The sequence below is a fragment of the Streptomyces lusitanus genome (assembly GCF_042647945.1).
Classification (GTDB): domain Bacteria; phylum Actinomycetota; class Actinomycetes; order Streptomycetales; family Streptomycetaceae; genus Streptomyces; species Streptomyces pseudogriseolus.
Genome location: NZ_JBHRWL010000018.1, coordinates 14,734 through 37,476 on the forward strand (window position 1 = coordinate 14,734; position 22,743 = coordinate 37,476).

Genomic DNA, 22,743 nt, shown 5'->3' on the forward strand with positions numbered 1-22,743 from the left:
AGGGCCGAAGGGGGGTCCGGGGGGCGCAGCCCCCCGAGGGACGGGACGGGAAGGGGCGGCGGGGGCGAGAACTACGTCCGGTCACGCACCGCCGCAGGGGCCGGCACCGCTGCCGACGCACCCGAGTCGTCATCCGTGTTGACCCGCTCGATGATCGCCATCCGCCCCGGAGTGTCCTCCGGCTTCACAAACCCGACCACCACATACAGCACCAACGAAACCGCCAGCGGAATGGACACCTGGTACTCCAACGGCACCCCACCCTCCACCGCCCAGTTCACCGGATAGTTCACCAGCCAGAACGCCACCAGCCCCAGCCCCCAGCTGGTCAGCGCCGCCGTAGGCCCGGACCGCCGGAACGGCCGCAGCAGCCCCAGCATCATCGGAATGGCGATCGGCCCCATCAGCCCGGCCACCCACTTGATCACCACGGTGATGATGTCCTTGAACGTCGGCGAGTCCACCTGCGTGGCCACGGCCATGGACAGCCCCAGGAACACCACGGTCGTGACCCGCGCCGCGACCAGACCCGACCGCTCGCCCCACGCCCGCGCCCGGGCCGACAGCACCGGCGCCACGTCCCGGGTGAACACGGCCGCGATCGCGTTGGCGTCGGAGGAGCACATGGCCATCGTGTGGGAGAAGAACCCGACGATGACCAGCCCCAGCAGCCCGTGCGGCAGCAGCTGCTCGGTCATCAGGGCGTAGGAGTCGGACCCGTCGGCCTTCTGCGACTCCACCAGCAGCGGCGACATCCACATCGGGAAGAACAGCACCAGCGGCCAGACCAGCCACAGCACCGCGGACAGCCGCGCGGACCGCGCCGCCTCACGCGCGTTGGAGGTGGCCATGTACCGCTGGGCCTGGTTGAGCATCCCGCCGTTGTACTCGAACAGCTTGATGAAGAGGAACGCCAGCAGGAACACCGTGCCGTAAGGGCCGACCAGCGGCTTGCCGTGTCCTTGCAGCTCGGGCTGGTCCCACGCGCCGAGGAAGCCGCCGTGGTCGCCGAGCTCCAGCACCACCGCGACGAACATCGCGATGCCGGCCAGCAGCTGGATGACGAACTGCCCGAGTTCCGTCAGCGCGTCCGCCCACAGTCCGCCGATGGTGCAGTAGACGGCGGTGACCGCGCCGGTGATGAGGATGCCCTGGTTCAGCGAGACCCCGGTGAACACCGACAGCAGGGTGGCGATGGCCGCCCACTTCGCGCCCACGTCCACGATCTTCAGCAGCATCCCGGACCAGGCCAGGGCCTGCTGGGTGCGCAGGTCGTAGCGGTTCTTGAGGTACTCCAGCGGCGAGGCCACGTGCAGCCGGGAGCGCAGCCGGTTGATCCGCGGGGCGAACAGCCGGGAGCCGATGGCGATGCCGAGGGCGATGGGGAAGGACCAGGTGACGAACGACGTGACGCCGTAGGTGTAGGCGATGCCGGCGTACCCGGTGAACATCACCGCGCTGTAGCCCGACATGTGGTGGGAGATCCCGGAGAGCCACCAGGGCATCTTGCCGCCGGCGGTGAAGAAGTCGCTGACGTTGTCCACCCGCTTGTGCGACCAGACACCGATGGCGACCATCACGGCGAAGTAGCCGATGAGCACCGCCCAGTCGAGACCGTTCATGTCCCCCCTTCCAGGGTCCGCCTTGTGAACACCGCTCAGCTGGTTGGCACTTCGCCTGAGCGGGGCAGGAACAGGGAAGGGCGCGAAGTGCCCGCTCATCGTGGGCACTGTGGCGGGAGCACGACAAGAAAACGGAGGGTCAAGACCAGGTAAAAACGTTCGTCAGGCTGACCGCTGTTCAGTGTCCTGAACGTGACGGTGACAAGAGAAGGCCCCGGGGAACCCTCCCCGGGGCCGGACTCAGCAGCTCAGCAGGACTCAGCAGGACTCAGCAGGACTCAGCTGGAACAGAGCAGCAACTCAGCGCAGCTCCTCGGGGCAGGGCGTCCCCCGCTCACCCCACTTGTACGGGGCCGCCAGCCGGTACGTCCCCGCCTCGGGCGCCAGCAGCACCGTCCACTGGTCGCCGTTGGCGTCCTCCTCCGTCTCCATCAGGCAGCCGTGCACGTTGTCGAACGTCTTCGGCTCGTCCTCCGGGCGGTTCTCGGACTCCTCCGTCTCCTGCGGCGGGTCCAGCGCCTTGCCCTCGGCGTCCACCAGGCCCAGCCACGGCGAGTACGGCACCCGGATCAGGATCCGGCCCGGCTTCTCCACCCGCAGCGTCCACTCGCCCTGCTCGGCACGCTCCACGACCGTGTTCGGCTCCGCCAGCGGGGTCGGCGCCTGCACCTCGAACAGCTGCCAGTTGGCGTCGCCCCACACCTGCTTCAGATACGGCAGCCCGCGCTGCACCAGCTCCCGCTCGCGCTGGCCGCCGTCGCCGTCCGGCTCGTCCTTCGGCAGCACCACGTAGTGCACGCCCCAGCGCTTCAGCCACTCGTGGTAATTGGCGGCGTTGAGGGTGTCGTCGTAGAAGAGCGGGTTGCGCTCCATGTCGGCCTGCCGGTTCCAGCCGCGCGCCAGGTTCACGTACGGCGCCAGCGCGGACGCCTCGCGGTGCGAGCGGGCCGGGACGACCTCCACCCGGCCCTGCTCGGCGCCGACCTCCTGGAGCTCGTTCACCAGCGGCGCCAGCTCACGCGCCCAGGACGCGGCGGGCGTCGTGTTCACCACGTCGTTCACCGACTTCACACCGATCCAGCAGGTGAAGCCGACCACGGCGACGACCAGCGCGTACCACTTGCGGGACCGGGGCTCGGTGAACGGCAGCGCCGCCACCAGCACCACACCGCCGAAGAGCATCGCGAGACGGGTCATGTTCGACCCGATCTGCGAGCTGATCAGCCAGACCAGCACCACCCCGAGCCCGTACACCGCGGCCGTGATCCGGACCGTCCTCCAGTCCTTCGGCACCAGGACGTACACCAGCACCGAGTACACCAGCGGCAGCACCACCGAGCCGAAGCCCATCGGCTGCGTGCCCGAGAACGGGAACAGCCACGCCGACACCGCCACCACCGCGCTGGGCGCGAGCCCCAGCGCCCAGGCGCCCGGCCGGCGCTTCTGGAGGAACAGCGCCACCGCCACCAGGCCCACGAACAGGCCCGCGACCGGCGAGGCCATCGTCGCGAGCGCCGCCAGCGGGGCCGCGCACAGCGCCTTCGCCCAGCGCTTGTACCGCCACCGGTACGGCCAGCAGAAGACGACCGCGACCGCGCCGAGCGCGAACATCGTGCCCAGCCCGTACGTCACCCGGCCGGACGCGGCGTTGCACAGCAGCGCGAACACGCCCGCGAGCGCGGCCCACAGCGGGTTGCGCACCGACCGGCTGCGCATCAGCACCAGCGTCAGCAGACCCGCCGCCACCGTGCCGGCGATCATCATCGTGGTCCGCACGCCGAGCAGCGACATCAGGTACGGCGACACCACGCTGTACGACACCGGGTGCATCCCGCCGTACCAGGCGAGGTTGTACGCGGAGTCGGGGTGCCGGCCCACGAACTCGGCCCACGCGTCCTGCGCGGCGAGGTCGCCGCCGCTGTTCGCGAAGGTGAAGAACCAGACGACGTGCAGCAGCCCGGACAGCGCGGTGACCGACAGCACGGGGTGGCGGAGCATGCGCTCGCGCACGGCGAGGACGGCGGACGTCATCCGGCCGCTCCGGCCCGGGGGGTCACCACCGGGAGGGCCGCCGGCGGGGGCCTCCCCGTTCGGCGTCGTATGCGGAGGGGGCTCCGGTCGGTGCTCCGACGCGGGTATTCGCGGGCCGGCTCCCGGGCCCGGGTTCGCGTCGTCGGCGCGTGTCGGCTCCGCTGTCGCCACCTTCGGCACTCCCCGTGTTCCCGTTCATCGCCCGTTCACTGCCCGTTTCGTGACGCTAGCACGCACCCCGCGGACCGTCCGCCCGGGTGGGCGGCGGCCCGCGGGGTGCGGCCGTCGTCGATCGGCCGCCGGGTCAGGCGACCCGGGTCAGCTTGTCCGTGAAGCCGGGCTCCACGAGGTCCGCCTTCAGCGCGACCGGCACCTTGACGGCCCCGTTCTTGCCGTCACCCACGGTGAGCGTGCCGACCTCGGTCCCGGCCTTCGCCGTGTGCGGCAGCTCCGTCCCGGCGAACGTCAGCTTCACCTCGAGCCCCGCCCATCCGACGGCCTTGACGTCCTCGGTCACGGCGACGGGCGTACGGCCGCCGAGACCGTCGTCCACGTACCCGACGACGGTGCCCTTCTTCAGGATCTCCGTCGAGGTCAGTGCCTCCTGGGCAGCGCGCAGCGCGGGCTTGCTGACGTCGTTGACCGTCGTCAGGATCGGGGCCTTGTGCTGGCCGAGGATCGCGCCGACGACGGTGACCGCCCGGCCGCCCACCTCCTTGCGGGCGGCGAAGAGCAGGTTGCCGCCGGCCTTGGTGGTGGAGCCGGTCTTGATGCCGATCGCGCCCATCGTGTAGGGCAGCTCGTTGTAGTTGCTCCAGTACTGCCCGCTCGGGTCCGTCCAGCTGGCCGCGCTGGTGATGGCCACCATGGCCGGGTTCCTCATGGCCACGATGCCGAGCTTCGTCTGGTCCTCGGCGGTGGAGACGGTGGTCTCCTTCAGCCCCGAGGGGTCGGTGTACGTCGTGTGGGTCATCCCGAGTTCCTTGGCGGTGTCGTTCATCTTCTTGACGAACGCCTCCTCGGAGCCCGCGTCCCAACGCGCCAGCAGACGCGCGATGTTGTTCGCGGACGGGATCATGACGGCCGACAGCGCCTGCTTCTCGGTGAGGAAGTCACCGGCCTTGACCGTGTTGAGCGTGGACTCGCCGTCCTTGTCGTAGCCGCCCTCCTTCTCCGCCTTCGCGTCGACCTCGATCTTCGGGCCTTCCTCACCGGGCTTCAGCGGGTGGTCGCGCAGGATGATGTACGCCGTCATGGTCTTGGCGACCGAGCCGATGGCGACCGGCTCCTGCTCACCGAAGTGGTCCATGGTGCCGATGCCGTCGCCGCTCATCCAGCCCTGGCCCTCGCCCGGCCAGGGCAGCTTCACCTGGTCGCCGTCGAAGGTGTGGGTGTCCTCCGCGGTCAGCACCAGCGTGGGGGTCGGCAGCGGCCGGACGTTCTGCACGACCGCGAAGACGATCAGCAGCAGGACCACCAGCGGCGTCCAGATCTTGATCCGCCGCACGGCCGTCCGCAGCGGGGTCTGCGGGGGCGGCGGGGTGTTGGTCAGCTCGGCCAGCAGATCCAGCGGCGGCTTCGGCGGCAACGGCTGCTGCGTGGTCCGCTCCGGGCCGACCTGCGGCAGGAACGTCGTCGACTCCGCCGCGGCGGGTCCGCCCTGACGCGGGGTCTGCCGTATGGCGGGGTCGTCCTTGAGCGCGACGAACTTGCTGGTCCGCTCGGCCTCGGCGGCGCCGGCGCGGTTGCGGGCCGCCGCGTCGCCCAGCTTGAGCATGGTGGTCGGCTGGTCGACACCGGGCTCGGCGGGCCGGGGCGCCCGGAAAACGGCGGTGGGCTGATCGACGGGGGCGTCGTCGGCCTTCTTGACGCCCTCGGGGTCGCCGCCCTCGTCGTCGTCCTCGGCCTTGTCGCCGGCCTTGTCGTCGCCGGTCTTGTCGGCCTTGGTGCTGGTGTCCTTGGCCTCGCTGGGCTTGGCCTCGGTGCCCTTGCCGCCGTCGGTCCTGGCGTCGCCGCCCTTGTCGTCGTCCTCGGCCTCGTCAGCCTTGTCGTCCTCGGCCTCGTCAGCCTCGGCGTCGGCGGCCTTGTCAGCCTCGTCGTCGGCGTCGTCCTCGGCGCCCTTGGCGTCGCCGGCCTCGGCGTCGTCGGTCTTCCGGTTCTCACCCTTCGGGCCCTCGCCCTGGGCGTCGTCCTCGGTCGCCTCGCCGGACGGGTCGTCACCGGCGGTTTCGGCCTCGGCGTCCTTGTCGCCCGCCGCGGCCTCCTCCTCCGCGTCGGACGCCGCGTCCGCGTCCGGTTCGTCCGCGTCCTTGGACGTCTCCGCCGACTCCGACTCCGGCTCCGACTCCGGCTCCGCCGACCGCACCCACGCCGCGACGGCCTCCCGCAGACGCCCGTCACCGTTCCCCGCGCTCTCACCAGGGCTGCCGGCGTCGGCGTCGGCATCGACGGGCGCGTCGTCCGCACCCGGCTCACCCTCCGGCCCGGAGGCCGAGGCCTCCCGAACCGTCAGCACGCGCGTCGCCGTGTCGGCCTTCCCCCGGCCCTCGGCGGGCCCCGAGCCGGACCCGGACCCGGCTGCGGTCTTGGAGTCGGCGGAACGCTCCTTCTCCCGCTCACGGGCCACCGCGAGGCGGGGATCGCGCTTCTCGGGAACCGGCCCGGCGCTCCCCGACGTCTGTTCTGCCGACGACTCGCGCTGCTTCGACCTGTCGGGGGACTCGCCCGCCACCGATGCCTCCTCCATGTGCCGCACGCCCCGCGTGCCGCCAACCGAACCGTGAACCGCCCGCCCGTGACATCGCTCCGAAGCGCTGTCCGAACCATGTACCAGTGTCCTGTGTGCGGGCTTGCCCCACGCGGTAGACGAGAACGACATACCTACCGGTTCCACTACGAACCGGTCACGCACCCTCGACAGACCAATGTGAGAGGGGTCACCCTGTCATTCATCCACGCGGGGAGGCATGGATGGGCAGGAGCCGCAGAACACTTCCGGAGGAGCTTCTGCTGCTGGCGTTGGACCCGGCCACGGGTACCACTGCACAGCCGCAGTCGCTCGACCTCGGTCTGGCCGGAGCACAGCTAGTGGAGCTGGCGCTGGCCGGACGGATAGCCCCAGACGGGGATCGTATCGCCGTGGTGGTACCACGGCCGACTGGAGACCCAACACTGGACAGCGCACTGGAGTTGCTGCGAAGGCGCGGCGCCCCCGTGCGGGCCGTCCACTGGATCGGCGGGCCCCGACTCGGGCTCCGCCAGACCTACCTCTCGCATCTGGAGCGGTGCGGCATGGTGCACGCCGTGGCCGGCCAGATGTGCGGGGTCTTGCCGACGACCCGGTACCAGGCGACGGACACCGAGATCAGCCGGGAGATCAGGGCCCGGCTGGACTCCGCGATCCGTACCGGCGTACCGCCGGACCCGCGGACCGCGGCGCTCGCCGCGCTGGCGCACGCGGTGGGCCTCGGCAAGCACCTGTACCCGGGGAACGAGGGTCGCTCCTCGCGCTCCAGGCTGCGGGACCTGATCCGGCACGACCCGATGGGCGGACTCGTCGCGCACGCGGTGATGGACGTCCAGAACGGCGTCGCGGCCCAGCCGCGCCGCAGCTCCGCACCGGCGGGCCGGCAGGCCCCCGGCGGCAGGGGCGCACCGGAACCCGCCCGCGGTGTTCCGGCGCAGCCACGCCGCGGATCCATGGCACGCGCCGTCGCCCACTGACCCGGTCACGGGAGCCGCTGTCCGAGCGGGGCGGAGAGAACACACGGGCTCTCTCCGCCCCGCTCGGCGTGCCCGCGGGCACGCCGGCTCCCGGCCGCGGGGCCGTAGCCTGGCGTGTACCGGTCGTATATCCACCATTTCCCAGCGGTAGTACGCAGGTTGGTGGCAGTCTGCTCATCGAGCAGACACAGAAAGTGGCACGTACGAAGTCCGAGTACACCGCGCAAGCAAGTACACCGTGCAGGTACCAGTACGAGGCACGCAGCCGGAGGTGCACGTCCCGTGGCGTCCAATGTCAACCCCACCGTCCGGCGGCGCCGGCTCGGCCAGGAGCTGCGCCGGCTCCGTGAGCTGAAGGGCATGACGGCCGAGGAGGTCGCGGAGCGGCTGCTGGTGTCGCAGTCGAAGATCAGCCGGCTGGAGAACGGCCGCCGCAGCATCAGCCAGCGCGACGTGCGCGACCTGTGCGGGGTGTACGAGGTCGAGGACCAGCGGATCGTCGACTCGCTGATGCAGATGGCCAAGGACTCCCGCCAGCAGGGCTGGTGGCACGCGTTCGGCGACATCCCGTACAGCGTCTACATCGGTCTGGAGACGGACGCGGAGTCGCTGCGGGTGTACGAGCCGCAGATCATCACCGGCCTGCTCCAGACCCGCGCGTACGCGGAGGCGATCGTGCAGGGCGGCTCGCCGGAGTCGAGCGAGCAGGAGAACGACAAGCGGGTGGAGGTGCGGCTGCGCCGGCAGGGCCGGATCACCGCCGAACAGGACCCGCTGCGGCTGTGGGTGGTGCTCGACGAGGCCGCGCTGCACCGCGTCGTCGGCAGCCGTCAGGTGATGCGCGAGCAGCTCGAACACGTCCTGGAGCTGAGCCAGCTGCCGCACGTCACCGTGCAGGTGCTGCCGTTCGAGGTCGGCGCGCACGCGGGTATCAACGGCCAGTACTCCATCCTGGAGTTCGCCGACGCGGCCGACTCGAGCGTGGTCTACATCGAGGGCGTCACCAGCGACCTGTACCTGGAGAAGCCGCACGACGTGCAGAAGTACACGGTGATGTACGAGCACCTGAGGGCGCAGTCGCTGAACGTGGAGCAGTCGCGGCGGCTGGTGGAGCGGCTCGCGAAGGAGTACGCACGCTGAACTCCCGCGACAGAAGCGCCGGATGATACACCGGAGCCACGTCCGACTGGAAGTCCCGCCTGGAATATGCCACCTGGTCGAGTGAACGGCCACTCCGGACGACGAGGGTGACGAGTAGCGTCGATCACGCCAACCAGCACCGACGGTTGGCGCAATCCGTTCTGCGGTCCACGCCGGAATGCGCAGGCCGGTGACAGCAACTCAGCATCTGGCTACGGAGCGAACATGGCAATTCGTCTGGGCGCCACGGAAACGTGGACGACGTCCTCCTACACCAACAACAACGGCGCGTGCGTGATGGTCAGGTCGACCACCGAGGAGGCGCTGGAGCTCGGGGACACCAAGATCCCCGAGGGGCCGAAGCTGGCGTTCCCGGCCGACGCGTGGAACGCCTTCGTGACCTCGGTCAAGTCCTAGCGCCCCGGCGCAGGCACCGGCACCACCGACAGGCCCTCTCGACGAGTCCGCCGTCCTTGCCGAGAGGGCCGGCTCGCGCCTCACGCCTCCGGCGGGACGAGGACACGGCCGGCCGCAGGCAACCCCGCGACCGGCCGCACGCGTCCAGACCCGCGGGCTCAGCCCGCCGTGACCCCCGCTTCCGTCTCCGCCTCCGCGACCGTCACCGGGAAGGCGACGTCGCACACCGGGTCCTCCGGGCCCGCCGCGTCCCAGTCCGCGAAGTAGATCTCCCGGCAGGGCCCCGCGTACGTCAGCCCCCGCTCCCGCATCCACTCCTCCACCGCCTCGAACGCGGCCAGGATCTGCGGGTGCGCGACCTGCGCCTTGGTGATCCGGGTGCGGGCCAGCCGCATCGCCGGCTCCACCCGCACCGTCGTCCCCCGGGCCCGGCCCCGCTCCGCGGCCCAGGCGCGGGCCGCCGCCTCGTCGGCGACCGGCACGCACGCCTCCGCGGGCCCGTCGCTCTCCACCGACACCTCGGAGTGGTAGACGACGAACGGCGCCCCGGTCACCCCGCCACAGGCGCGGGCGCCCTCCTCCAGGCGGCCCAGCGACGCGCCGATCCACGCCGGCAGCTCGTCCGCCAGGATGTGCCGCGACTCGGTGATCACCACCTGCTCCGGCACGTCCACCGTCTCCACCGTGAACTTCCCGTACATCTCGAGGCTCCTCCCCGACAACCGTCCACGGAGATAGCCGGCGAGCGTCCGCTGCGAGGCGTGCCGCGCCTCGACGTCGGCCCAGTACGCGTCCAGCCGGCGCGCCTGCGCCGCCCCGTCGCCCGCGTCCACCACCTCGGCGATCCGCGCCAGCGGCATGTCCAGCTGCCGCAACAGCGCCACCAGCCGGGCCCGTTCGACCTGGCCCGCCCGGTAGTACCGGTAGCCGGTGTCCGCGTCGACCCGCGCCGGCGCCAGCAGCCCCAGCCGGTCGTACAACCGCAGAGCCTTGGCCGACAGACGGCACCGGGCCGCGAACGCCCCGATGGAGAGCAGTTCCTCGTCCACGTCGACAGTCTCCGTCACCGGGCGGTCCCTCCGCCCGGTGACGCAGACGCTCGCCCTTGACCCAAGGGCAAGGTCAACCGTCAGCCCAGAGCCTTCTCCACGGCCGCCACGACCTCCGCCGACTCCGGCTCGGTCTGCGGCGAGAACCGGGCCACGACGGCGCCGTCCCGGCCGACGAGGAACTTCTCGAAGTTCCAGCGGATGTCCCCGCTGTGCCCCTCGGCGTCGGCGAAGCCCGTCAGCCGCTCGTACAGCGGGTGCCGGCCGTCCCCGTTCACCTCGACCTTCTCGGTCATCGGGAACGTCACCCCGTACGTCGCCGAGCAGAACTCGGCGATCTCCTCCGCGGAGCCCGGCTCCTGCCCCAGGAACTGGTTGCAGGGCACGCCCAGCACGGTGAACCCGCGCTCCGCGTACCGCTCGTGCAGCCGCTCCAGACCCTCGTACTGCGGGGTCAGCCCGCACTTGGAAGCCACGTTCACGACGAGCACGGCACGGCCCGCGTACTGGGAGAGGTCGGCCGGACCGCCGGTCAGGGCGCCGATCTCGACGTCGAGCGGCGAGGCGCTGGTGTTCTCGGTAGTCGTCATGGGCCCGACCCTAGCTCCGCGCCCTGACGATCCCCTGACCGCCCTGACGAGAATCCGCCGCTCCCGGGACCGCCGGACCCCCTGTTCCCCCGTGGCCGCCGCGCCCTACTCCTCGGGGTCCTCGCCCTCCACCAGCCGCTCCGCGATGTCGTCCGCCCAGGCCAGCGCCCAGCGCCGCAGCTCCTCGATCGCGGGCGCGTCCAGCCCCTGCGCGCGGAAACCCCGGTCGTCGAGCCACTCCGTGCCGGTCAGCCGGGACTGCAACTCGGCCAGGTCGAAGGTGTCCGGCGCGTGCCGGCGCCCCAGCTCCTCCAACTCGGCCGGACTCCACCGGTCCGCGGCCGCGTGCACGTCCACCAGGTCACGCGGCAGCCCCCGGTCCGCCAGCGCCCGCACCCGCGTACCGACCAGGTCCTCCAGCGCCAGCGCCGGACCGGCCGCGGTCGTCACCGGCGGCCGCCACAGCACCTCCTTGCGCAGATCGACCCGCCACCGTGCCCCGGACGCCTCGTCCGCCACGACCAGCCGCGCCGCCAGCGGATCGGCCACCGGCGTCTCGACCGCCCACCCGCGCCCCTCCAGTCCCGCCCGCACCGCCCGGGCGATCTCGGCCATGTCCGCGGGATGCTCGGTGGACAGATCCACTCCCTCGCTCACCCGGGCCTCCACCAGCCCGTGCGCCCGTACGGCCTCCCCGCCGGCCAGCACCAGGCCGTACGGCGCCCCGACGGCGAGCAGATCGCCCGCGAGCCGCCCGTGCACGGCGTCCACGCCGAGAGGAGGAGAGGTCATGACCCGATTATCGCGGCGAGGACGCTCCACCACGATCGGGTGAATCCGTCCGGTACAGGGCAACGGGTCGCATACCTCGCAGGTCACCTACGGCGCACGAAGCGAACGACCAGGAGGGATCCAGCACGGTGACCCAGCCGCACGACCCGAGCCGGCAGCCGCACGACCCGAGCCGGCAGCCGCCCTACGCGAACCAGCAGCCGTACCCGCAGCCTCCGGGGTACGGCTTCCCGGGCACCCCGCCCCCGCCGCCCCGGAAGCGGGGCCGCTTCCTGAAGTTCGCGGGCCTCGGCTGCGCGGGCGTGCTCGGCCTCGTCGTCGTGATCGCCGCGCTGTCGGCGACCGGCGGCGGCTCCGACGACGGCGGGAACACGGCCGCCGACTCCTCCGCCGGCGCCGCCACCGGGGCGAAGGAGAAGAGGGAGGAGGAGAAGCCCGAGCAGGGCGACGGCCCGGTGAAGCTCACCGCGGAACGCGCGGAGTTCAGCAAGAGCGTCCTGGCCGACGGCAGCGACTACACCAGCGTGCGGGTCACCGTCGCCAACGACGGTGACGACGAGGTGAGCGTGAACCCGCTCTACTTCACGATCACCGACACCGACGGCACCAAGCACACCGTCGAGCTCGGCGTGGACGAGGAACAGATCGACACGGTGGACCTCGCCCCGGGCGAGAACATCTCCGGCACCGTCACGGGCAAGGGCACCTTCACGCCGGAGTACGTGACCTACACCGACGGCCTGCTGGGCGACCCGGTGCGCGTGGACGTCTCCTGAGGCGTCAGTCCGGCCGTACGACGAAGTACTGGTCCGGGGAGTCCGCCGCGTCCGCCGCGTCCGCACAGGGCTCCTGGACGGCCTCCACGCCCTCGGCGACGGAGTCGTCGGCGGTGCCCACGCACTTGGCGCCCGGCACCGTACGCAACCGGTAGGCGCCGGGGGCGCCGGAGCTCTCGGGGGCGGGCTCGGGCCGGAACAGGGTGGCGTTGGCGCAGTCGTCGCGCGGTTCGAGCATGCCCTTCACCGGGCCGGTGTCCATGACGGTCAGACACCCCTTGCCGAGCTCCGGATGGTGCCACTGGACGCGGTACAGCCCCGCACCGGCCGGCTCGAGATACGTACGCGGCACCGGGACCTCGGCGCAGGGCAGGTGCACGGCGACGGCGCTGCCGTAGGCGCCGCGGCGGTCCCCGTCCGTCCGTGAGGCACAGGTCGGTCCGTCCGGCGGGCCGGATGGTGACCCAGCCGTCGACGGGCGCCTGCCGCTCGGAGTTGGCGACGGGGGTGTCGTCGGGGGCGCCGTCCCGCGGGTCCTCCGCCTGGGACTGCCAGGCCCAGACCCCGGCGCCGGCGACGATGAGGAGGGCGACGGCGGCGAGCGCGAGCAGGGTCTGCCGTCGCCGCCGTGGCGTCCTGGCCGTGGCGTCCTCGCCGTCCTGCCCCACCGCACTCACCTCCTCGTGTTCGTCGCGCGGCGGGGGAGAGGACGCGGGAGGGGACGCGGACGCGGCCGGAGCCGGCTCAGGCGTGTCGCCGGCCCGTCCGCCCCCTTCCGCGATCCGCTCCCTGGCGTCCAGCCAGTCCCCGACCCGCTGTCCGTCCCCGCAGGCGCGCACGAAGGCGGCCAGGACATCGGGCCGGGGCAGGCGGTCGCGCCGGAGAACGTCGGCCAGGGTGCTGCGCGCCAGCACGTCCCCGTTCCGGCCGGCCTGCTCCTCCAGTTCGCGAAAGGTCATCCCCGACAGCTCTTTGAGCCGCCTCATCGACTCGACGAAACCGGCGGCATCCTCGGCCGCGTACGGAGACAACTCACGCAGGTTCCCCATGCGTGCCATCTTGCTGCGGTCGTTGCACGCTGAACAACGGGGAAACCCGCCATGCACGACCCGCATGCCTGATTCGCATGCACGACCCGCATGCCGGGGCCCCGCAGCCGTGTGCGCGTCGACCCTGCGCGGGGTGCCGGGCCGCGGTCTCCCCCTCGCCACGGCCCGTGCCCCCCGCAACGACGACTTTGCCGACCGCGCCGGCCGGGATCAACGGGGAAAGCCTGTCCCGGACAACCGTCACCTTGTCCCAGCAGGTCAGAGGCGTGCGGCGGCCGTGTCCCGGACAGCGGGGGGAGTGCCGCCGGGCGCCCCCGCATAGAATCCGGGCCATGAAGCCCGACGAGCTGATCGTAGACATCGCAACCCGCGTGGAAGCGGGACAGAGCAGTCAGATGTCTCTGACCGTGGTCACCGGTGGTGCCGTCATCACCGGCCGGCTGGCTCCCGAATCCGTGTGGCGGAAGAGGGTCGCGGAGGTACTGAAGGACTCGGACCGGCTCGGCGAGTTCGCCGCCGTCTTCGACGCCCCGGTGAAGCGGGAAGGCCCGCCCACCCACCTCCACTTCCACGTCGCGCGGATCATCCAGGGCACGGTCGGCGTCCCGGAGACGGGCGGCATGTACCGGGTGGCGATCGAGGACGTCAGCGCGTGGACGGTGGGGGACTTCAGCTACTCGTGACGTGGGCCGGCGTTCGGCGGTGTCTTGCGTTCCCTGCCCCGGCCCCTTAAGTTACCGACCAGTAGGCCACAGGTGAACGGAGCGCCGCCATGCCCACGCTGGACCGCCACGAGAACGTCTTCGTCCTCGATCTGGGAGACGGCGAGAACCGCTTCCACCCCGACTGGATCACCGCGGTCGGGGCGGCGCTCGACGAGGTGGAGAAGGCGGAGGGCCCGCGCGCCCTGGTGACGGCGGCGACGGGCAAGTTCTGGTCCAACGGCCTGGACCTGGAGTGGCTGTTCGCCAACGCGGACGCCTACCACGACTACGTGATCTCCGTGCACGAGCTGTTCGCGCGGCTGCTGTCGCTGCCGGTGACGACGGTGGCCGCGCTCCAGGGCCACACGTTCGCGGCCGGGGCGATGCTGTCCCTGGCCCACGACTTCCGCGTGATGCGCGCCGACCGCGGCTACTGGTGCCTGCCGGAGGCGGACATCGACATCCCGTTCACCCCGGGCATGTCGGCGCTGATCCGCGCCCGCCTGACTCCGCAGACGGCGCACGAGGCGATGACGACGGCGCGGCGGTACGGGGGTGTGGACGCGGCGGCGGCGTCGATCGTGGACCGCGCGGTCCCGGAGACGGAGGTCCGCTCCACGGCCCTGTCTCTGGCCGAGTCCCTGACCGGCAAGGCGGGCAACACGCTGGGCACGATCAAGTCCCGCCTGTACGCGGAGGTCTTGACGGCCTTGAGGGACAGGACGAACCCGCTGGGCTGAGGCGTCGTACGGAGGGTCCCGGACCGTACCGGCCCGGGACCCTCACGCCTGCCGATGCCGCGGGCGGACTGACTGTGGGCGCGCCCTCAACCGGAGAGCAGAGCCTTCCCGGCCGCGACGACGGGCAGGCCGACCTCGCCGACCAGGGCGGCGATGCCGGAGATGCGCTGCACGAGGGTGCGCCGGCGTTCCGCGGAGGTCTCCTCGGCGATGGCGCCGGCGGCGGCGTCCACCTCGGCCCGGTCCGCCGCGTCCAAGTGCGGTCGGAGCCGCTCGATTTCGGCGAGCAGAGCCTGGAGCGCCGGCCCTGCCTCGGCCACGCCGACGTTCTTGCCGCCGGCCACGATGTCCCCGGATCCGGTGTGCTCGGCCTTGCCGATGCTGCCCGCCCCGTACTGCTGGATGTGGTCCCCGCTCATGACGCCTGGATGCCCCCGCTGCCGCTGTGCTGTGCCTTGCCGATGCTGCCCGAGCCGTACTGCTTGATGAGGTCGCCGCCCACCGCGTGCTCCACGTTGATGATCATCTGGGCGATCTCGGGGTTGCCGATCGCCTTCGTGATCTCGTGGATCAGCTGGTGGATCTCCTCCTGCCGGGTGGACCAGATGGCCTCACGCTGCGTACCGGAGGTGTTGAGGACGAGTCCGTACACCGGCGGCTTCTGCAATGCCTGGACCAGCTTCCACACCAGGAAGGCCTGGACGCCGAGGAAAAGAATGACGCCCACGACGTCCACGAGGGCGGCGAAAATGCCGCCGAAGAACAACCAGACAAGGGTACGGACGAGAAATTCCTTCCACGCCGCGCCCTTGTCGACCTCTATCATGCGCTGGCCGACGTGAGAGATGTTCCGCAGGGGATAGGCCTCGCCCCCCACCCACAAAACGCCCTCATTGATGGTTACTTGGGCCGCCACAGGACCCTCCTGTCACCTTCTGGACACTGAGGTGTGAAGAGTAGCGAAGGGGATGTGGACATGTGCGGGGATTTCTGATTTTTCGCCTGGTTCTGATATATGCCGCTCTATCTATTCAAAAGCGGTCACGTCGGGGCGCGTATCGCCATGCAAGTGCAGGAGCGAAAACAAACGACCGAATTCGCGCACCCGTGCGGGGTGGGGGGCTCACATCTGGCCGAGGTCGATCTTCACAGGGAAAGGGGCCGCCACCTCGAGAACGCCGGGGAACACGTCACCGTCCCGGTAGGTCCGCGTCGCGGGGTCGAGGGCGTAGGTGTACACGAGCGGAACGCCTGTCGCAGCTTGCTCGATCCGCCAGTAGAAACCGATGCCTGCCTTGGCGTACTGGTCGACCTTCACGATCCGGTCGGTGGTCTCCGAGCCTGGCGAAACCACCTCCGCTACCAGCAGCACGTGCTCAGGACGGGTCGGGGTGACGTCGATCGTGTCCGCGCGGTAGACGACGACGTCCGGGCGGCGATTGGTGAGGGGGACGTCCTGCAGTCGGACGTCGAAGTCCGTGTCGGCGTTCCAGTCGGGGCCGGCTGCGGCGTCCAGTGCGTTCGCAAGAAGCCGGGCCAGCCGCCTGTGCCGCACGGGCACACTCGGACTGATGACGATCATCCCGTCCACGATCTCGATGCCGGCGCACTGCGCCTCGGACCAGGCCTCGTACTCCTCCGCCGTGATGTGCTCACGCATCCACGCGGGGACCACCGCCTCAGCCGTCATGAGGCACCTCCCGGACACCGTGTGGCGAGCCAATCCGCTGGGTTGGGCGTACGGTCTTCCGCCACCCGGCCAGGACGTGTGGCACGAGACCGATGTGAATCTGATCAGTACCATGAAGCGGCTCAAGCAGCCGTGCACGCGACTGCGTCTCGCCGACGACGAGCCGTACGTGACCAGCGACAACAACAGGTTCGTCGACGGTCGGCACCCACTAGGAGACCCAGGCCGTGATGACGGACGAAAGAGACGGAACAAACGAGGCGGAACCCACGGCCCCCGGCTCGCTGGTCATCGACTTGGCCGAGGTACGGGACGCCGAGGCACTTCAACGGCTCCTTCAACGGAGCCTACGTCGAGGCCGCGCATGCCTGGTTGCACGAAGGCCCATTCCCCAGGCTGCGGTTCGAAGCCCGGATGCGGGCTTACCGCCGGGCGTGCGGCCGCTGCTTTCCAGGAGCGCTGTGGAGCGGGAGTACGTACGCCCACGGGCGAAGCAGCACGTGGCCGCGGTTGCCCCTGCAAGGACCGTGAATACGTCCGTGTGGCCCGAGCCGTGGACGGGGACGAACTGCGCGACAGGCTCCACAGGGCACAGCACTCGGGAAACCCCGCGGCACAGCGCCACGCCGGCTACGTGCTGTGGCTGCTCGACCGTCCCGAGATACCGAACACCAGACATGTCTGGTGCACCTGGCTATCCGGCACCCTCACCTGATGGGTTACGGCGCACGCTTCTCCAACTGGACAGGTGGAGCGGCGGGTGACGAGAACACGCCTACGCGTCGAAGTCGTACTCCAGGACATAGGAGGCGGCGTCCAGGATCATCTCGTTGACCTCGACGGGGTGGCCTTCTTCGGTGAACGCGGTGCGGCAGATGAGGATGACCGGGGTACCCGGGGCCAGGCTCAGCTGCGTCAGCTCGTCCGGCGACGGCATGCGTGAGCGGATCTCTTCCCGGAAGTGCACCGGCGCGTGCCCGAGTTCGGAGAGTCGGGCGTAAGTGCCGCCCGGTCCGGTGTCCTCCTGGGTGATGGCGGAGCCGGCTACCAGGGACAGGGGCAGGTAGCTCGTTGCGAGCAGAACCGGCTTGTTGTCCACGACGAAGCGCCGGCGCCTCACACACATGACGGCTTCGGCAGCCAGGTCCATCACCGCACTGATGTGTGCGGGAGCTGTCTCCTCGGAAACGGAGACCTGGTCGACCTCCAGCGCCCTGGACTCGATGTCCGTCGACCAGATCGAGCGGCCGTTGCCCCACTGGTCGCGGGCCAGTCGCTGGATGCCGCGACGGCGGAGCGGGCGGAAGTCCCGGACGAACACGCCGGCCCCCTTCCGGGCCTCGGCGATGCCCTCGTCCCGCAGGACGCCGATGGCCTGCCTGGCCGTCATGCGGGCCACGCCGTGCGCGGCCATGAGGTCGTTCTCTCCCGGGAGCCGATCACCGGGACCGTACTCGCCCGACCGGATCGCCTCGCGCAAAGAGTCTGCGATCCGCTGGTACTTGGGCCGACGGTCATCGGTAGCAGCCATTCCGGAACCCTCCTCGCTTCTCTAGACACCTTAGGCCATAGGTAAGGCGCGGGCTTGCTGCGTGTAGCCGTCCGGTCCCTCGTTCCGGCGGTCCCCACTCGTAATCCTTGACATCTCTAGAGAGGTGTCGGGATGGTCGGGATGTCTAGAGAGGTCGTACTGGCCTCTGTCTGCGTGAAGGGTGTCCCCATGCGGTCCGCGGGTGGCCTCCCTTCCAACAGCGAGGAGAGACTGCTGATGGCCTTTGTGATCGACCACGATCCCTGTGACGAATCGCCGAGACTCGGGTCGATGGTCCTGGACCCGACGCCGGAGTCCGTCTCCCGGGCGCGGCGCTGGTTCCGGAAGCTCATTGCCCCGTACAACCCTGCCTGTTCGGTGGATGACTGCGTTCTGCTGATCTCGGAGCTGGTGACCAACGCGATCCTCTACGGCCAGTCCGACGAGGAATGGGTCGTCCGGGTCGAGTGGTCACGGAAGGGATCGTCACTGCGCGTGGAGGTGCACAACCCGGGATTTCCCGCGAGCGTGCGACTCAGGCGACCGGACGCCGATGACGCTCACGGACGTGGGCTGCTCCTGGTCGACTCCATCGCCGCGTCCTGGTCCTCCGGACCGAGCCGCTTCGGCGGAACGGTCGTTTCCTTCGAGCTGGCTGACGCGTGGCCGCGATGCCGCCCCGCGTGAGAGGGGAAGCCTCAGGGGTTCGATCCGCGCGCGGTTCGACTGTCGCCGTCAATCGGTGCGACGGCTGGCGGGAGTCGCCGGCGTGTGTCCACGTCCGACGTCGTTGATGTCAGCCGTGGATGTCAGATGCTTTCTCATCCGTAGCTCTGGCCGGATCGCTCAGCGAAGGTGGTACCCGGCCGCCACGGCCGAAGGTGTGCCGGCGCACGCCGTCGGCCGCCATGTGGCACCAGGTAGCACCGGGTGCTACGTTGGTCGGTATGAGCGTTCAGCCCGAAATCACCCAACGGGATCTACGCAGCCGGTCCCGAGAGATCATGGATGCCATACAGGGCGGTCAGTCGTTCACCGTCACACGCGACGGACATCCGATCGGCCAGCTCGTCCCGCTGCGTCGACGCCGTCGGTTCGTCTCTCGCCAGGAGTTCGCCGCGATGTCCAGGAGTGCCCCCGGTATCGACCTCGACAGGTTCCGCGCCGATCAGGACGCCACGGCCGACACCTACTCGGACGATCCCTATGGCCGCTGACCGCTCGACGCATCGGCAGGGCCTCCTCGACACCAACATCATGATTCTGCGCCGCTGGGTGGCCCCCGAGGAGTTGCCGGACGAAATGGCGATCACCGCCATCACCCTGGCCGAGTTGTCCGCCGGTCCGCACGAGGTCCGTCGCAATGACGAACAGAGCAGCTACGACGAACACGCCGAACGCGCCCGCAGGCTCGACATCCTGCAACGGGCCGAGAACGAGTTCGACCCCATCCCTTTCGACGTCGAAGCAGCCCGCATCTACGGGCGTATCTGTGCCGCGGTGATCAGCGCCGGTCGCAAGCCACGCCGCCGGGTGGCCGACCTGATGATCGCTGCCATCGCCGTGGCGGAGAACCTTCCGCTCTTCACCACCAACCCCGACGACTTCCTAGGGCTGGACGACCTCCTTACCGTCGTGCCGGTCACCCGCCCGAGGGTGCCCCACGAAGGCTGACGGCAGGGCACGGGTGCGGTGGGGGCACACCGGACTTCATGGTTCGCGTGCGGCACGGATGTGATCACGCAGCAGGGCCGGTTCGAGGGATCAAGCCCCTCGAACCGGCCCTGTGTCGTGTGCCCCCGGCAGGATTCGAACCTGCGACACCTGCTTTAGGAGAGAGGTCGGGTGTCAAGGCAGGTGACCTGCGGATACCTTGGCCAAGCCAGTCGGCACGGTGCTGCCTGCCAATCGCCACTATCAACCGCGGCTGACCCCTGCATCTGGCACGACTGTGGCACGCGGCGAGCAGAGGGCTCGGAACCTGGCCGGCTCCGCCGTTGCCCGGTGGTCAACCGCCGTAGCGGCTGTGCAAATCTTTCGTTCGAGGAGCGCGGCCCGTAGCGCTCACGTTTTTTGCGTAAGGAGTCTAATAAGCTGAGCAAACGAAGAATCATTCCGGATGAGCTCATGAGTATCGATGCGTTCGATTCTCCTATACAGTTCCTGACGTTTACGCTTTGCGTCGAACCTACTCATTCCCACCCACCGCTCGACGCCAGGATCCACCATAATGGGATGAACTAGGGAGTTGTCTTCGAGTCTTTGGAGGAACTCTTGAGAATCCTTCGGGCTCATACCGTCGGTTTCGACTAGTGCGGCAATCTCATCACCTTCCCCCAGTGAAAGAACTGCTGCAATGCTCGGTATTCCCCTCCTGCCCATGGTAGGAACTACCGAGTATGGACGGCTTCCTGGAGCCCCGCTAAGCGCCCTGTGGAGGAGTGCATGGGTAATTTCCTGGTCCAGCTTCCCCTCTACCAGGATCGTTAGATGGCTCAAGGCCCGAGTCGCGACGTAGGGCATGTAAATCTCACCCTCCTCAGTAGCTGCACGTAGCTTGAATCGGAGAACCTCAGCGAATCCGACTTCTGCAGCGACTTCTATGTCGTCTGGACCGAACAGGATAACGTTAAGGACTTTCCCAATCCGGACGGCTTCTACCGCCTCGGTACTGTAGTCCGACATTGAAACGAACACGCAACGGTTCCTACGAGCTTTCCATCTACTTTTCCCCTGAACTGGTAGATTGAGGAGGCGGGGAGGGGGCTTCCATGCCACTTGGCCTCAAGTAGGTAGATCCGCCCGTCGAGACCAAAGGAGCCGTCAATCTCTTCGCCCTGTGGGCGATAATTAGCCCTTGGATGCTGGGTGGAAGAACGCAGGAGCCGCCTCAGCCATTCTTCAAAGACGCGACCACGTGTTTGCGGAGTGATGCTCCTTGCGGGATTCCCAGAGTATGGGTCGATCGATTGGCGCAGAAGGGACAACTCACCTACCAGGGTCATGCTTGACCTTACCAAGCCCCCTTCTGTGATTTGGCGTGTTTCTAGGGCGCCAAGCCACAGACGTGCTCAACTGTCCATGGATCCCGTGCATGCGTGACTCTGTCGCCAACACGCTTTCCAACTGTGTTGGGGGGTCGGTGGGCTATGTGCAGGGGCGTTCACCAGCGTTCATTGGCGGTTCGGCACCGGGCTGGGATCGGCTCCGGGTCTCGGCTGAACGCCGATGAACGGGGCTGAATGAGACGGAAACTGAGACGGCCCGTCCGGCGACCGTTGTCAGTGGCCTCGCTTAGTCTCCGGCCATGAGCGTGATCGGTGAGTACCTGCGTGTCACGGCAGCTGAGCTTGATCGAGCGATCCAAGACCCCGTCTGGGCTCTGGACTTAGTCGAAGAGGCCCAGGACGCCGAGGAGGAGACGGAGCCTGCGCCGGCCGAAGCACGCCACTTCACCACGTACAAGACCTGGGACATGCTCCGCTTCCTGCTGGCGCGTGCCGAGTTCCCCGTGAACGTGATCCACGGTGAGGAGCCGTTCGCCGAGGATGAGGACTGGGGGTACGGGCCTCCGAGGTACCTGCGGCCTGAGCGGGTCCGGCTCGCGGCGGAAGCTCTGCGGGCTACCAGCTACGCCCAGCTAATTAGTGGCGTGGATCCTGCTGAACTGACCCGCGCCAAGGTGTATCCCCTGGGATGGACTGAGCCCGGCTCCCTGGAGTGGGGGCGCCCCTGGTACGACGGCCTCACACAGTTCTTTGAGTCTGCTGCCAGGGCGGACGACGCGATGCTCGTCTGGCTGGACTGACGGGCCACGACAGCGGTGAGACCTCGGGACTGGTGGGGGAGAGGAAGCTCCCGGCTAACACGTGTTCGAGCGATCCTTGTGTAGTCCTCAGCCCCTGGCACCGGTAGATATCCGGCTGTCAGGGGCTGATCGCGTGGGATAGAAACGGTCGCATGGACGCCGCGGTGCTTGAACAGATGTTGGACGAGATCTTCGACCACGCCGTCGTCCACCACGGATACACCAGCTACACGCGCGACTACGAGGTCATCGTCTACGTGACGGCGGATCCCCGCACCGGTGTCGAGCCGGCGTATCTGCGGTATCTCTTCCGGTACTGCGTCGAGGCCCGGTGCGAATCGTCCGTGCTGCCGGAGACCTGGCGTGTCTCTTTGGACGACCGCCTCATCGACCATGAGACCGGCGTCGACCTCGACGGATATGTCTGGGGCGTGAAGTGGCACTCCCTGTACCCAGGTGCGAAGGTCCTCCCGCGGTCGGAAGCGACCCGCCGTTGGGCGCAAGCTGTTGGGATCGACTTCCATGAGGTTCGCATCGAGACCAACGCGCACCGTCTCACGCTGCTCTTCTCGGACTTGCAGGTCAGTGAGGTGGCGGTCGGGTATGCGCCTTTCGTCGCGGAGTAGCGGGCATCCCTTCCCCCTCCGACGCCGAACGGGCGTAGTGGCACGCGTGTGGCACGACCCCGGACACGACGAAGGGCCGGCCCGGGAGGAAACCCCTCCTGAGCTGGCCCTTCTCGCTGTGCCCCCGGCAGGATTCGAACCTGCGACACCCGCTTTAGGAGTGGGATCGAATCCTTGCCGGGGGGTGCCTGGCGCTGCCGTGCGATGCTGTTTCCCCTGTTCAGAACCGCACGGCGAGCCACTTGGTCCGGCTCATGCGGCCCTGTATCGGGCAGTCCGCTCACGCATCGCTCACGCACCTGAGGTACCTCGGTGTCGTGCTGGCGCATCTCCATCTCTTCGTAGTGGAGTCTGCGGGGCCCGGTTCGTTCTTGCGGCCTTCCAGTGCCCTGCGGAGTTGCCGCTCCGGCAACATGTGCAAGCGCCCGTGCGGATTGGCATGAGCACGTCGAGGA

Annotated in this window: 23 protein-coding genes; 11 read left to right on the forward strand and 12 right to left on the reverse strand. The window is 69.2% G+C overall.

The features are described 5' to 3' along the window. Positions 1-71 precede the first annotated feature (71 nt). The 3 genes from ACFOSY_RS24260 to ACFOSY_RS24270 all read right to left on the reverse strand — a co-directional run bounded on the left by ACFOSY_RS24260 (position 72) and on the right by ACFOSY_RS24270 (position 6,384). Positions 72-1,622, reverse strand: a complete 1,551-nt coding sequence (locus ACFOSY_RS24260; protein ID WP_394310442.1) for a sodium:solute symporter family protein — start codon at positions 1,620-1,622, stop codon at positions 72-74. Between the two features lie 300 nt (positions 1,623-1,922). Next, positions 1,923-3,824, reverse strand: coding sequence for an MFS transporter (locus tag ACFOSY_RS24265; RefSeq protein ID WP_394310445.1), 1,902 nt, complete (start codon positions 3,822-3,824; stop codon positions 1,923-1,925). A 133-nt stretch (positions 3,825-3,957) separates the two neighbouring features. Next, positions 3,958-6,384: a D-alanyl-D-alanine carboxypeptidase gene (locus tag ACFOSY_RS24270; RefSeq protein ID WP_394310449.1), complete on the reverse strand. Its 2,427-nt coding sequence runs from the start codon at positions 6,382-6,384 to the stop codon at positions 3,958-3,960. A gap of 239 nt (positions 6,385-6,623) precedes the next feature. Between ACFOSY_RS24270 and ACFOSY_RS24275 the strand changes: the two genes are divergently transcribed. From ACFOSY_RS24275 to ACFOSY_RS24285, 3 genes are all read left to right on the forward strand, one after another. Beyond that, a complete protein-coding gene (locus ACFOSY_RS24275) occupies positions 6,624-7,376 on the forward strand; it encodes a GOLPH3/VPS74 family protein (protein WP_394310451.1) in 753 nt (250 codons plus the stop codon). A gap of 282 nt (positions 7,377-7,658) precedes the next feature. Further along, complete coding sequence (locus ACFOSY_RS24280; RefSeq protein WP_290001281.1) at positions 7,659-8,516, forward strand: helix-turn-helix domain-containing protein; 858 nt, start codon at positions 7,659-7,661, stop codon at positions 8,514-8,516. 225 nt (positions 8,517-8,741) lie between these two features. After that, positions 8,742-8,933, forward strand: a complete 192-nt coding sequence (locus tag ACFOSY_RS24285; RefSeq protein WP_006135736.1) for a DUF397 domain-containing protein — start codon at positions 8,742-8,744, stop codon at positions 8,931-8,933. A 158-nt stretch (positions 8,934-9,091) separates the two neighbouring features. On the opposite strand, the gene ACFOSY_RS24290 is transcribed toward ACFOSY_RS24285, so the two are convergent. The 3 genes from ACFOSY_RS24290 to ACFOSY_RS24300 all read right to left on the reverse strand — a co-directional run bounded on the left by ACFOSY_RS24290 (position 9,092) and on the right by ACFOSY_RS24300 (position 11,364). Further along, a complete protein-coding gene (locus tag ACFOSY_RS24290; protein ID WP_394310455.1) occupies positions 9,092-10,000 on the reverse strand; it encodes a MerR family transcriptional regulator in 909 nt (302 codons plus the stop codon). Between the two features lie 62 nt (positions 10,001-10,062). Beyond that, positions 10,063-10,572 carry a glutathione peroxidase gene (locus tag ACFOSY_RS24295; RefSeq protein ID WP_006135738.1) on the reverse strand — a complete coding sequence of 170 codons (510 nt, stop codon included), beginning with the start codon at positions 10,570-10,572 and terminating at the stop codon, positions 10,063-10,065. Between the two features lie 105 nt (positions 10,573-10,677). Further along, positions 10,678-11,364: a nucleotidyl transferase AbiEii/AbiGii toxin family protein gene (locus ACFOSY_RS24300; RefSeq protein ID WP_394310458.1), complete on the reverse strand. Its 687-nt coding sequence runs from the start codon at positions 11,362-11,364 to the stop codon at positions 10,678-10,680. A gap of 128 nt (positions 11,365-11,492) precedes the next feature. Between ACFOSY_RS24300 and ACFOSY_RS24305 the strand changes: the two genes are divergently transcribed. Next, positions 11,493-12,140 (forward strand): DUF4352 domain-containing protein, encoded by a 648-nt coding sequence (locus ACFOSY_RS24305; protein ID WP_394310460.1) that lies wholly within the window; start codon positions 11,493-11,495, stop codon positions 12,138-12,140. Between the two features lie 4 nt (positions 12,141-12,144). Here ACFOSY_RS24305 and ACFOSY_RS24310 read toward each other — a convergent pair whose 3' ends face one another. Beyond that, on the reverse strand, positions 12,145-12,519 hold the full coding sequence (locus tag ACFOSY_RS24310) for an RICIN domain-containing protein (protein WP_394310462.1): 375 nt from the start codon (positions 12,517-12,519) through the stop codon (positions 12,145-12,147). Positions 12,520-13,521: 1,002 nt separating this feature from the next. On the opposite strand from ACFOSY_RS24310, the gene ACFOSY_RS24315 reads away from it, so the two are divergent. Continuing rightward, on the forward strand, positions 13,522-13,872 hold the full coding sequence (locus ACFOSY_RS24315) for a hypothetical protein (protein ID WP_394310464.1): 351 nt from the start codon (positions 13,522-13,524) through the stop codon (positions 13,870-13,872). Positions 13,873-13,961: 89 nt separating this feature from the next. After that, positions 13,962-14,633 (forward strand): enoyl-CoA hydratase-related protein, encoded by a 672-nt coding sequence (locus ACFOSY_RS24320; RefSeq protein WP_394310466.1) that lies wholly within the window; start codon positions 13,962-13,964, stop codon positions 14,631-14,633. 86 nt (positions 14,634-14,719) lie between these two features. Here the strand turns inward: ACFOSY_RS24320 and ACFOSY_RS24325 are convergent, their stop codons facing one another. The 4 genes from ACFOSY_RS24325 to ACFOSY_RS24340 form a co-directional block, all read right to left on the reverse strand. Further along, on the reverse strand, positions 14,720-15,052 hold the full coding sequence (locus ACFOSY_RS24325; RefSeq protein ID WP_394310468.1) for a hypothetical protein: 333 nt from the start codon (positions 15,050-15,052) through the stop codon (positions 14,720-14,722). Then, positions 15,049-15,549, reverse strand: a complete 501-nt coding sequence (locus ACFOSY_RS24330) for a DUF6232 family protein (protein WP_394310472.1) — start codon at positions 15,547-15,549, stop codon at positions 15,049-15,051. Before ACFOSY_RS24330 ends, ACFOSY_RS24325 begins: the two co-directional genes overlap by 4 nt. Before the next feature lie 207 nt (positions 15,550-15,756). Then, positions 15,757-16,323, reverse strand: coding sequence for a Uma2 family endonuclease (locus ACFOSY_RS24335; RefSeq protein WP_394310474.1), 567 nt, complete (start codon positions 16,321-16,323; stop codon positions 15,757-15,759). Positions 16,324-17,098: 775 nt separating this feature from the next. Beyond that, on the reverse strand, positions 17,099-17,854 hold the full coding sequence (locus tag ACFOSY_RS24340) for a GntR family transcriptional regulator (RefSeq protein WP_394310477.1): 756 nt from the start codon (positions 17,852-17,854) through the stop codon (positions 17,099-17,101). 237 nt (positions 17,855-18,091) lie between these two features. Between ACFOSY_RS24340 and ACFOSY_RS24345 the strand changes: the two genes are divergently transcribed. The 3 genes from ACFOSY_RS24345 (at position 18,092) to ACFOSY_RS24355 (ending at position 19,528) form a co-directional block, all read left to right on the forward strand. After that, positions 18,092-18,541, forward strand: coding sequence for an ATP-binding protein (locus tag ACFOSY_RS24345; protein ID WP_394310480.1), 450 nt, complete (start codon positions 18,092-18,094; stop codon positions 18,539-18,541). Positions 18,542-18,801: 260 nt separating this feature from the next. Continuing rightward, entirely contained in the window at positions 18,802-19,071 is a 270-nt protein-coding gene (locus ACFOSY_RS24350; RefSeq protein ID WP_394310482.1) for a type II toxin-antitoxin system Phd/YefM family antitoxin, read from the forward strand. Next, positions 19,061-19,528, forward strand: coding sequence for a type II toxin-antitoxin system VapC family toxin (locus ACFOSY_RS24355; RefSeq protein WP_394310484.1), 468 nt, complete (start codon positions 19,061-19,063; stop codon positions 19,526-19,528). Before ACFOSY_RS24350 ends, ACFOSY_RS24355 begins: the two co-directional genes overlap by 11 nt. A gap of 390 nt (positions 19,529-19,918) precedes the next feature. Here ACFOSY_RS24355 and ACFOSY_RS24360 read toward each other — a convergent pair whose 3' ends face one another. Beyond that, positions 19,919-20,551: a hypothetical protein gene (locus ACFOSY_RS24360; RefSeq protein ID WP_394310486.1), complete on the reverse strand. Its 633-nt coding sequence runs from the start codon at positions 20,549-20,551 to the stop codon at positions 19,919-19,921. 610 nt (positions 20,552-21,161) lie between these two features. Here ACFOSY_RS24360 and ACFOSY_RS24365 point away from each other — a divergent pair. Together ACFOSY_RS24365 and ACFOSY_RS24370 are read left to right on the forward strand one after the other, a co-directional pair. Further along, positions 21,162-21,662 carry a YfbM family protein gene (locus ACFOSY_RS24365; protein ID WP_394310488.1) on the forward strand — a complete coding sequence of 167 codons (501 nt, stop codon included), beginning with the start codon at positions 21,162-21,164 and terminating at the stop codon, positions 21,660-21,662. A gap of 152 nt (positions 21,663-21,814) precedes the next feature. Further along, positions 21,815-22,288 carry a YxiG-like protein gene (locus ACFOSY_RS24370; protein WP_394310491.1) on the forward strand — a complete coding sequence of 158 codons (474 nt, stop codon included), beginning with the start codon at positions 21,815-21,817 and terminating at the stop codon, positions 22,286-22,288. Positions 22,289-22,743 lie beyond the last annotated feature (455 nt).

Bases quoted from the DNA above. Each gene is read 5' to 3' on its own strand.
- ACFOSY_RS24340 (WP_394310477.1), bottom strand. From the start codon at position 17,854: ATGGCTGCTACCGATGACCGTCGGCCCAAGTACCAGCGGATCGCAGAC.
- ACFOSY_RS24315 (WP_394310464.1), top strand. From the start codon at position 13,522: ATGAAGCCCGACGAGCTGATCGTAGACATCGCAACCCGCGTGGAAGCG.
- ACFOSY_RS24365 (WP_394310488.1), top strand. From the start codon at position 21,162: ATGAGCGTGATCGGTGAGTACCTGCGTGTCACGGCAGCTGAGCTTGAT.
- ACFOSY_RS24260 (WP_394310442.1), bottom strand. From the start codon at position 1,622: ATGAACGGTCTCGACTGGGCGGTGCTCATCGGCTACTTCGCCGTGATG.
- ACFOSY_RS24335 (WP_394310474.1), bottom strand. From the start codon at position 16,323: ATGACGGCTGAGGCGGTGGTCCCCGCGTGGATGCGTGAGCACATCACG.
- ACFOSY_RS24370 (WP_394310491.1), top strand. From the start codon at position 21,815: ATGGACGCCGCGGTGCTTGAACAGATGTTGGACGAGATCTTCGACCAC.
- ACFOSY_RS24350 (WP_394310482.1), top strand. From the start codon at position 18,802: ATGAGCGTTCAGCCCGAAATCACCCAACGGGATCTACGCAGCCGGTCC.
- ACFOSY_RS24275 (WP_394310451.1), top strand. From the start codon at position 6,624: ATGGGCAGGAGCCGCAGAACACTTCCGGAGGAGCTTCTGCTGCTGGCG.
- ACFOSY_RS24325 (WP_394310468.1), bottom strand. From the start codon at position 15,052: ATGAGCGGGGACCACATCCAGCAGTACGGGGCGGGCAGCATCGGCAAG.
- ACFOSY_RS24295 (WP_006135738.1), bottom strand. From the start codon at position 10,572: ATGACGACTACCGAGAACACCAGCGCCTCGCCGCTCGACGTCGAGATC.
- ACFOSY_RS24320 (WP_394310466.1), top strand. From the start codon at position 13,962: ATGCCCACGCTGGACCGCCACGAGAACGTCTTCGTCCTCGATCTGGGA.
- ACFOSY_RS24345 (WP_394310480.1), top strand. From the start codon at position 18,092: ATGGCCTTTGTGATCGACCACGATCCCTGTGACGAATCGCCGAGACTC.
- ACFOSY_RS24355 (WP_394310484.1), top strand. From the start codon at position 19,061: ATGGCCGCTGACCGCTCGACGCATCGGCAGGGCCTCCTCGACACCAAC.
- ACFOSY_RS24300 (WP_394310458.1), bottom strand. From the start codon at position 11,364: ATGACCTCTCCTCCTCTCGGCGTGGACGCCGTGCACGGGCGGCTCGCG.
- ACFOSY_RS24285 (WP_006135736.1), top strand. From the start codon at position 8,742: ATGGCAATTCGTCTGGGCGCCACGGAAACGTGGACGACGTCCTCCTAC.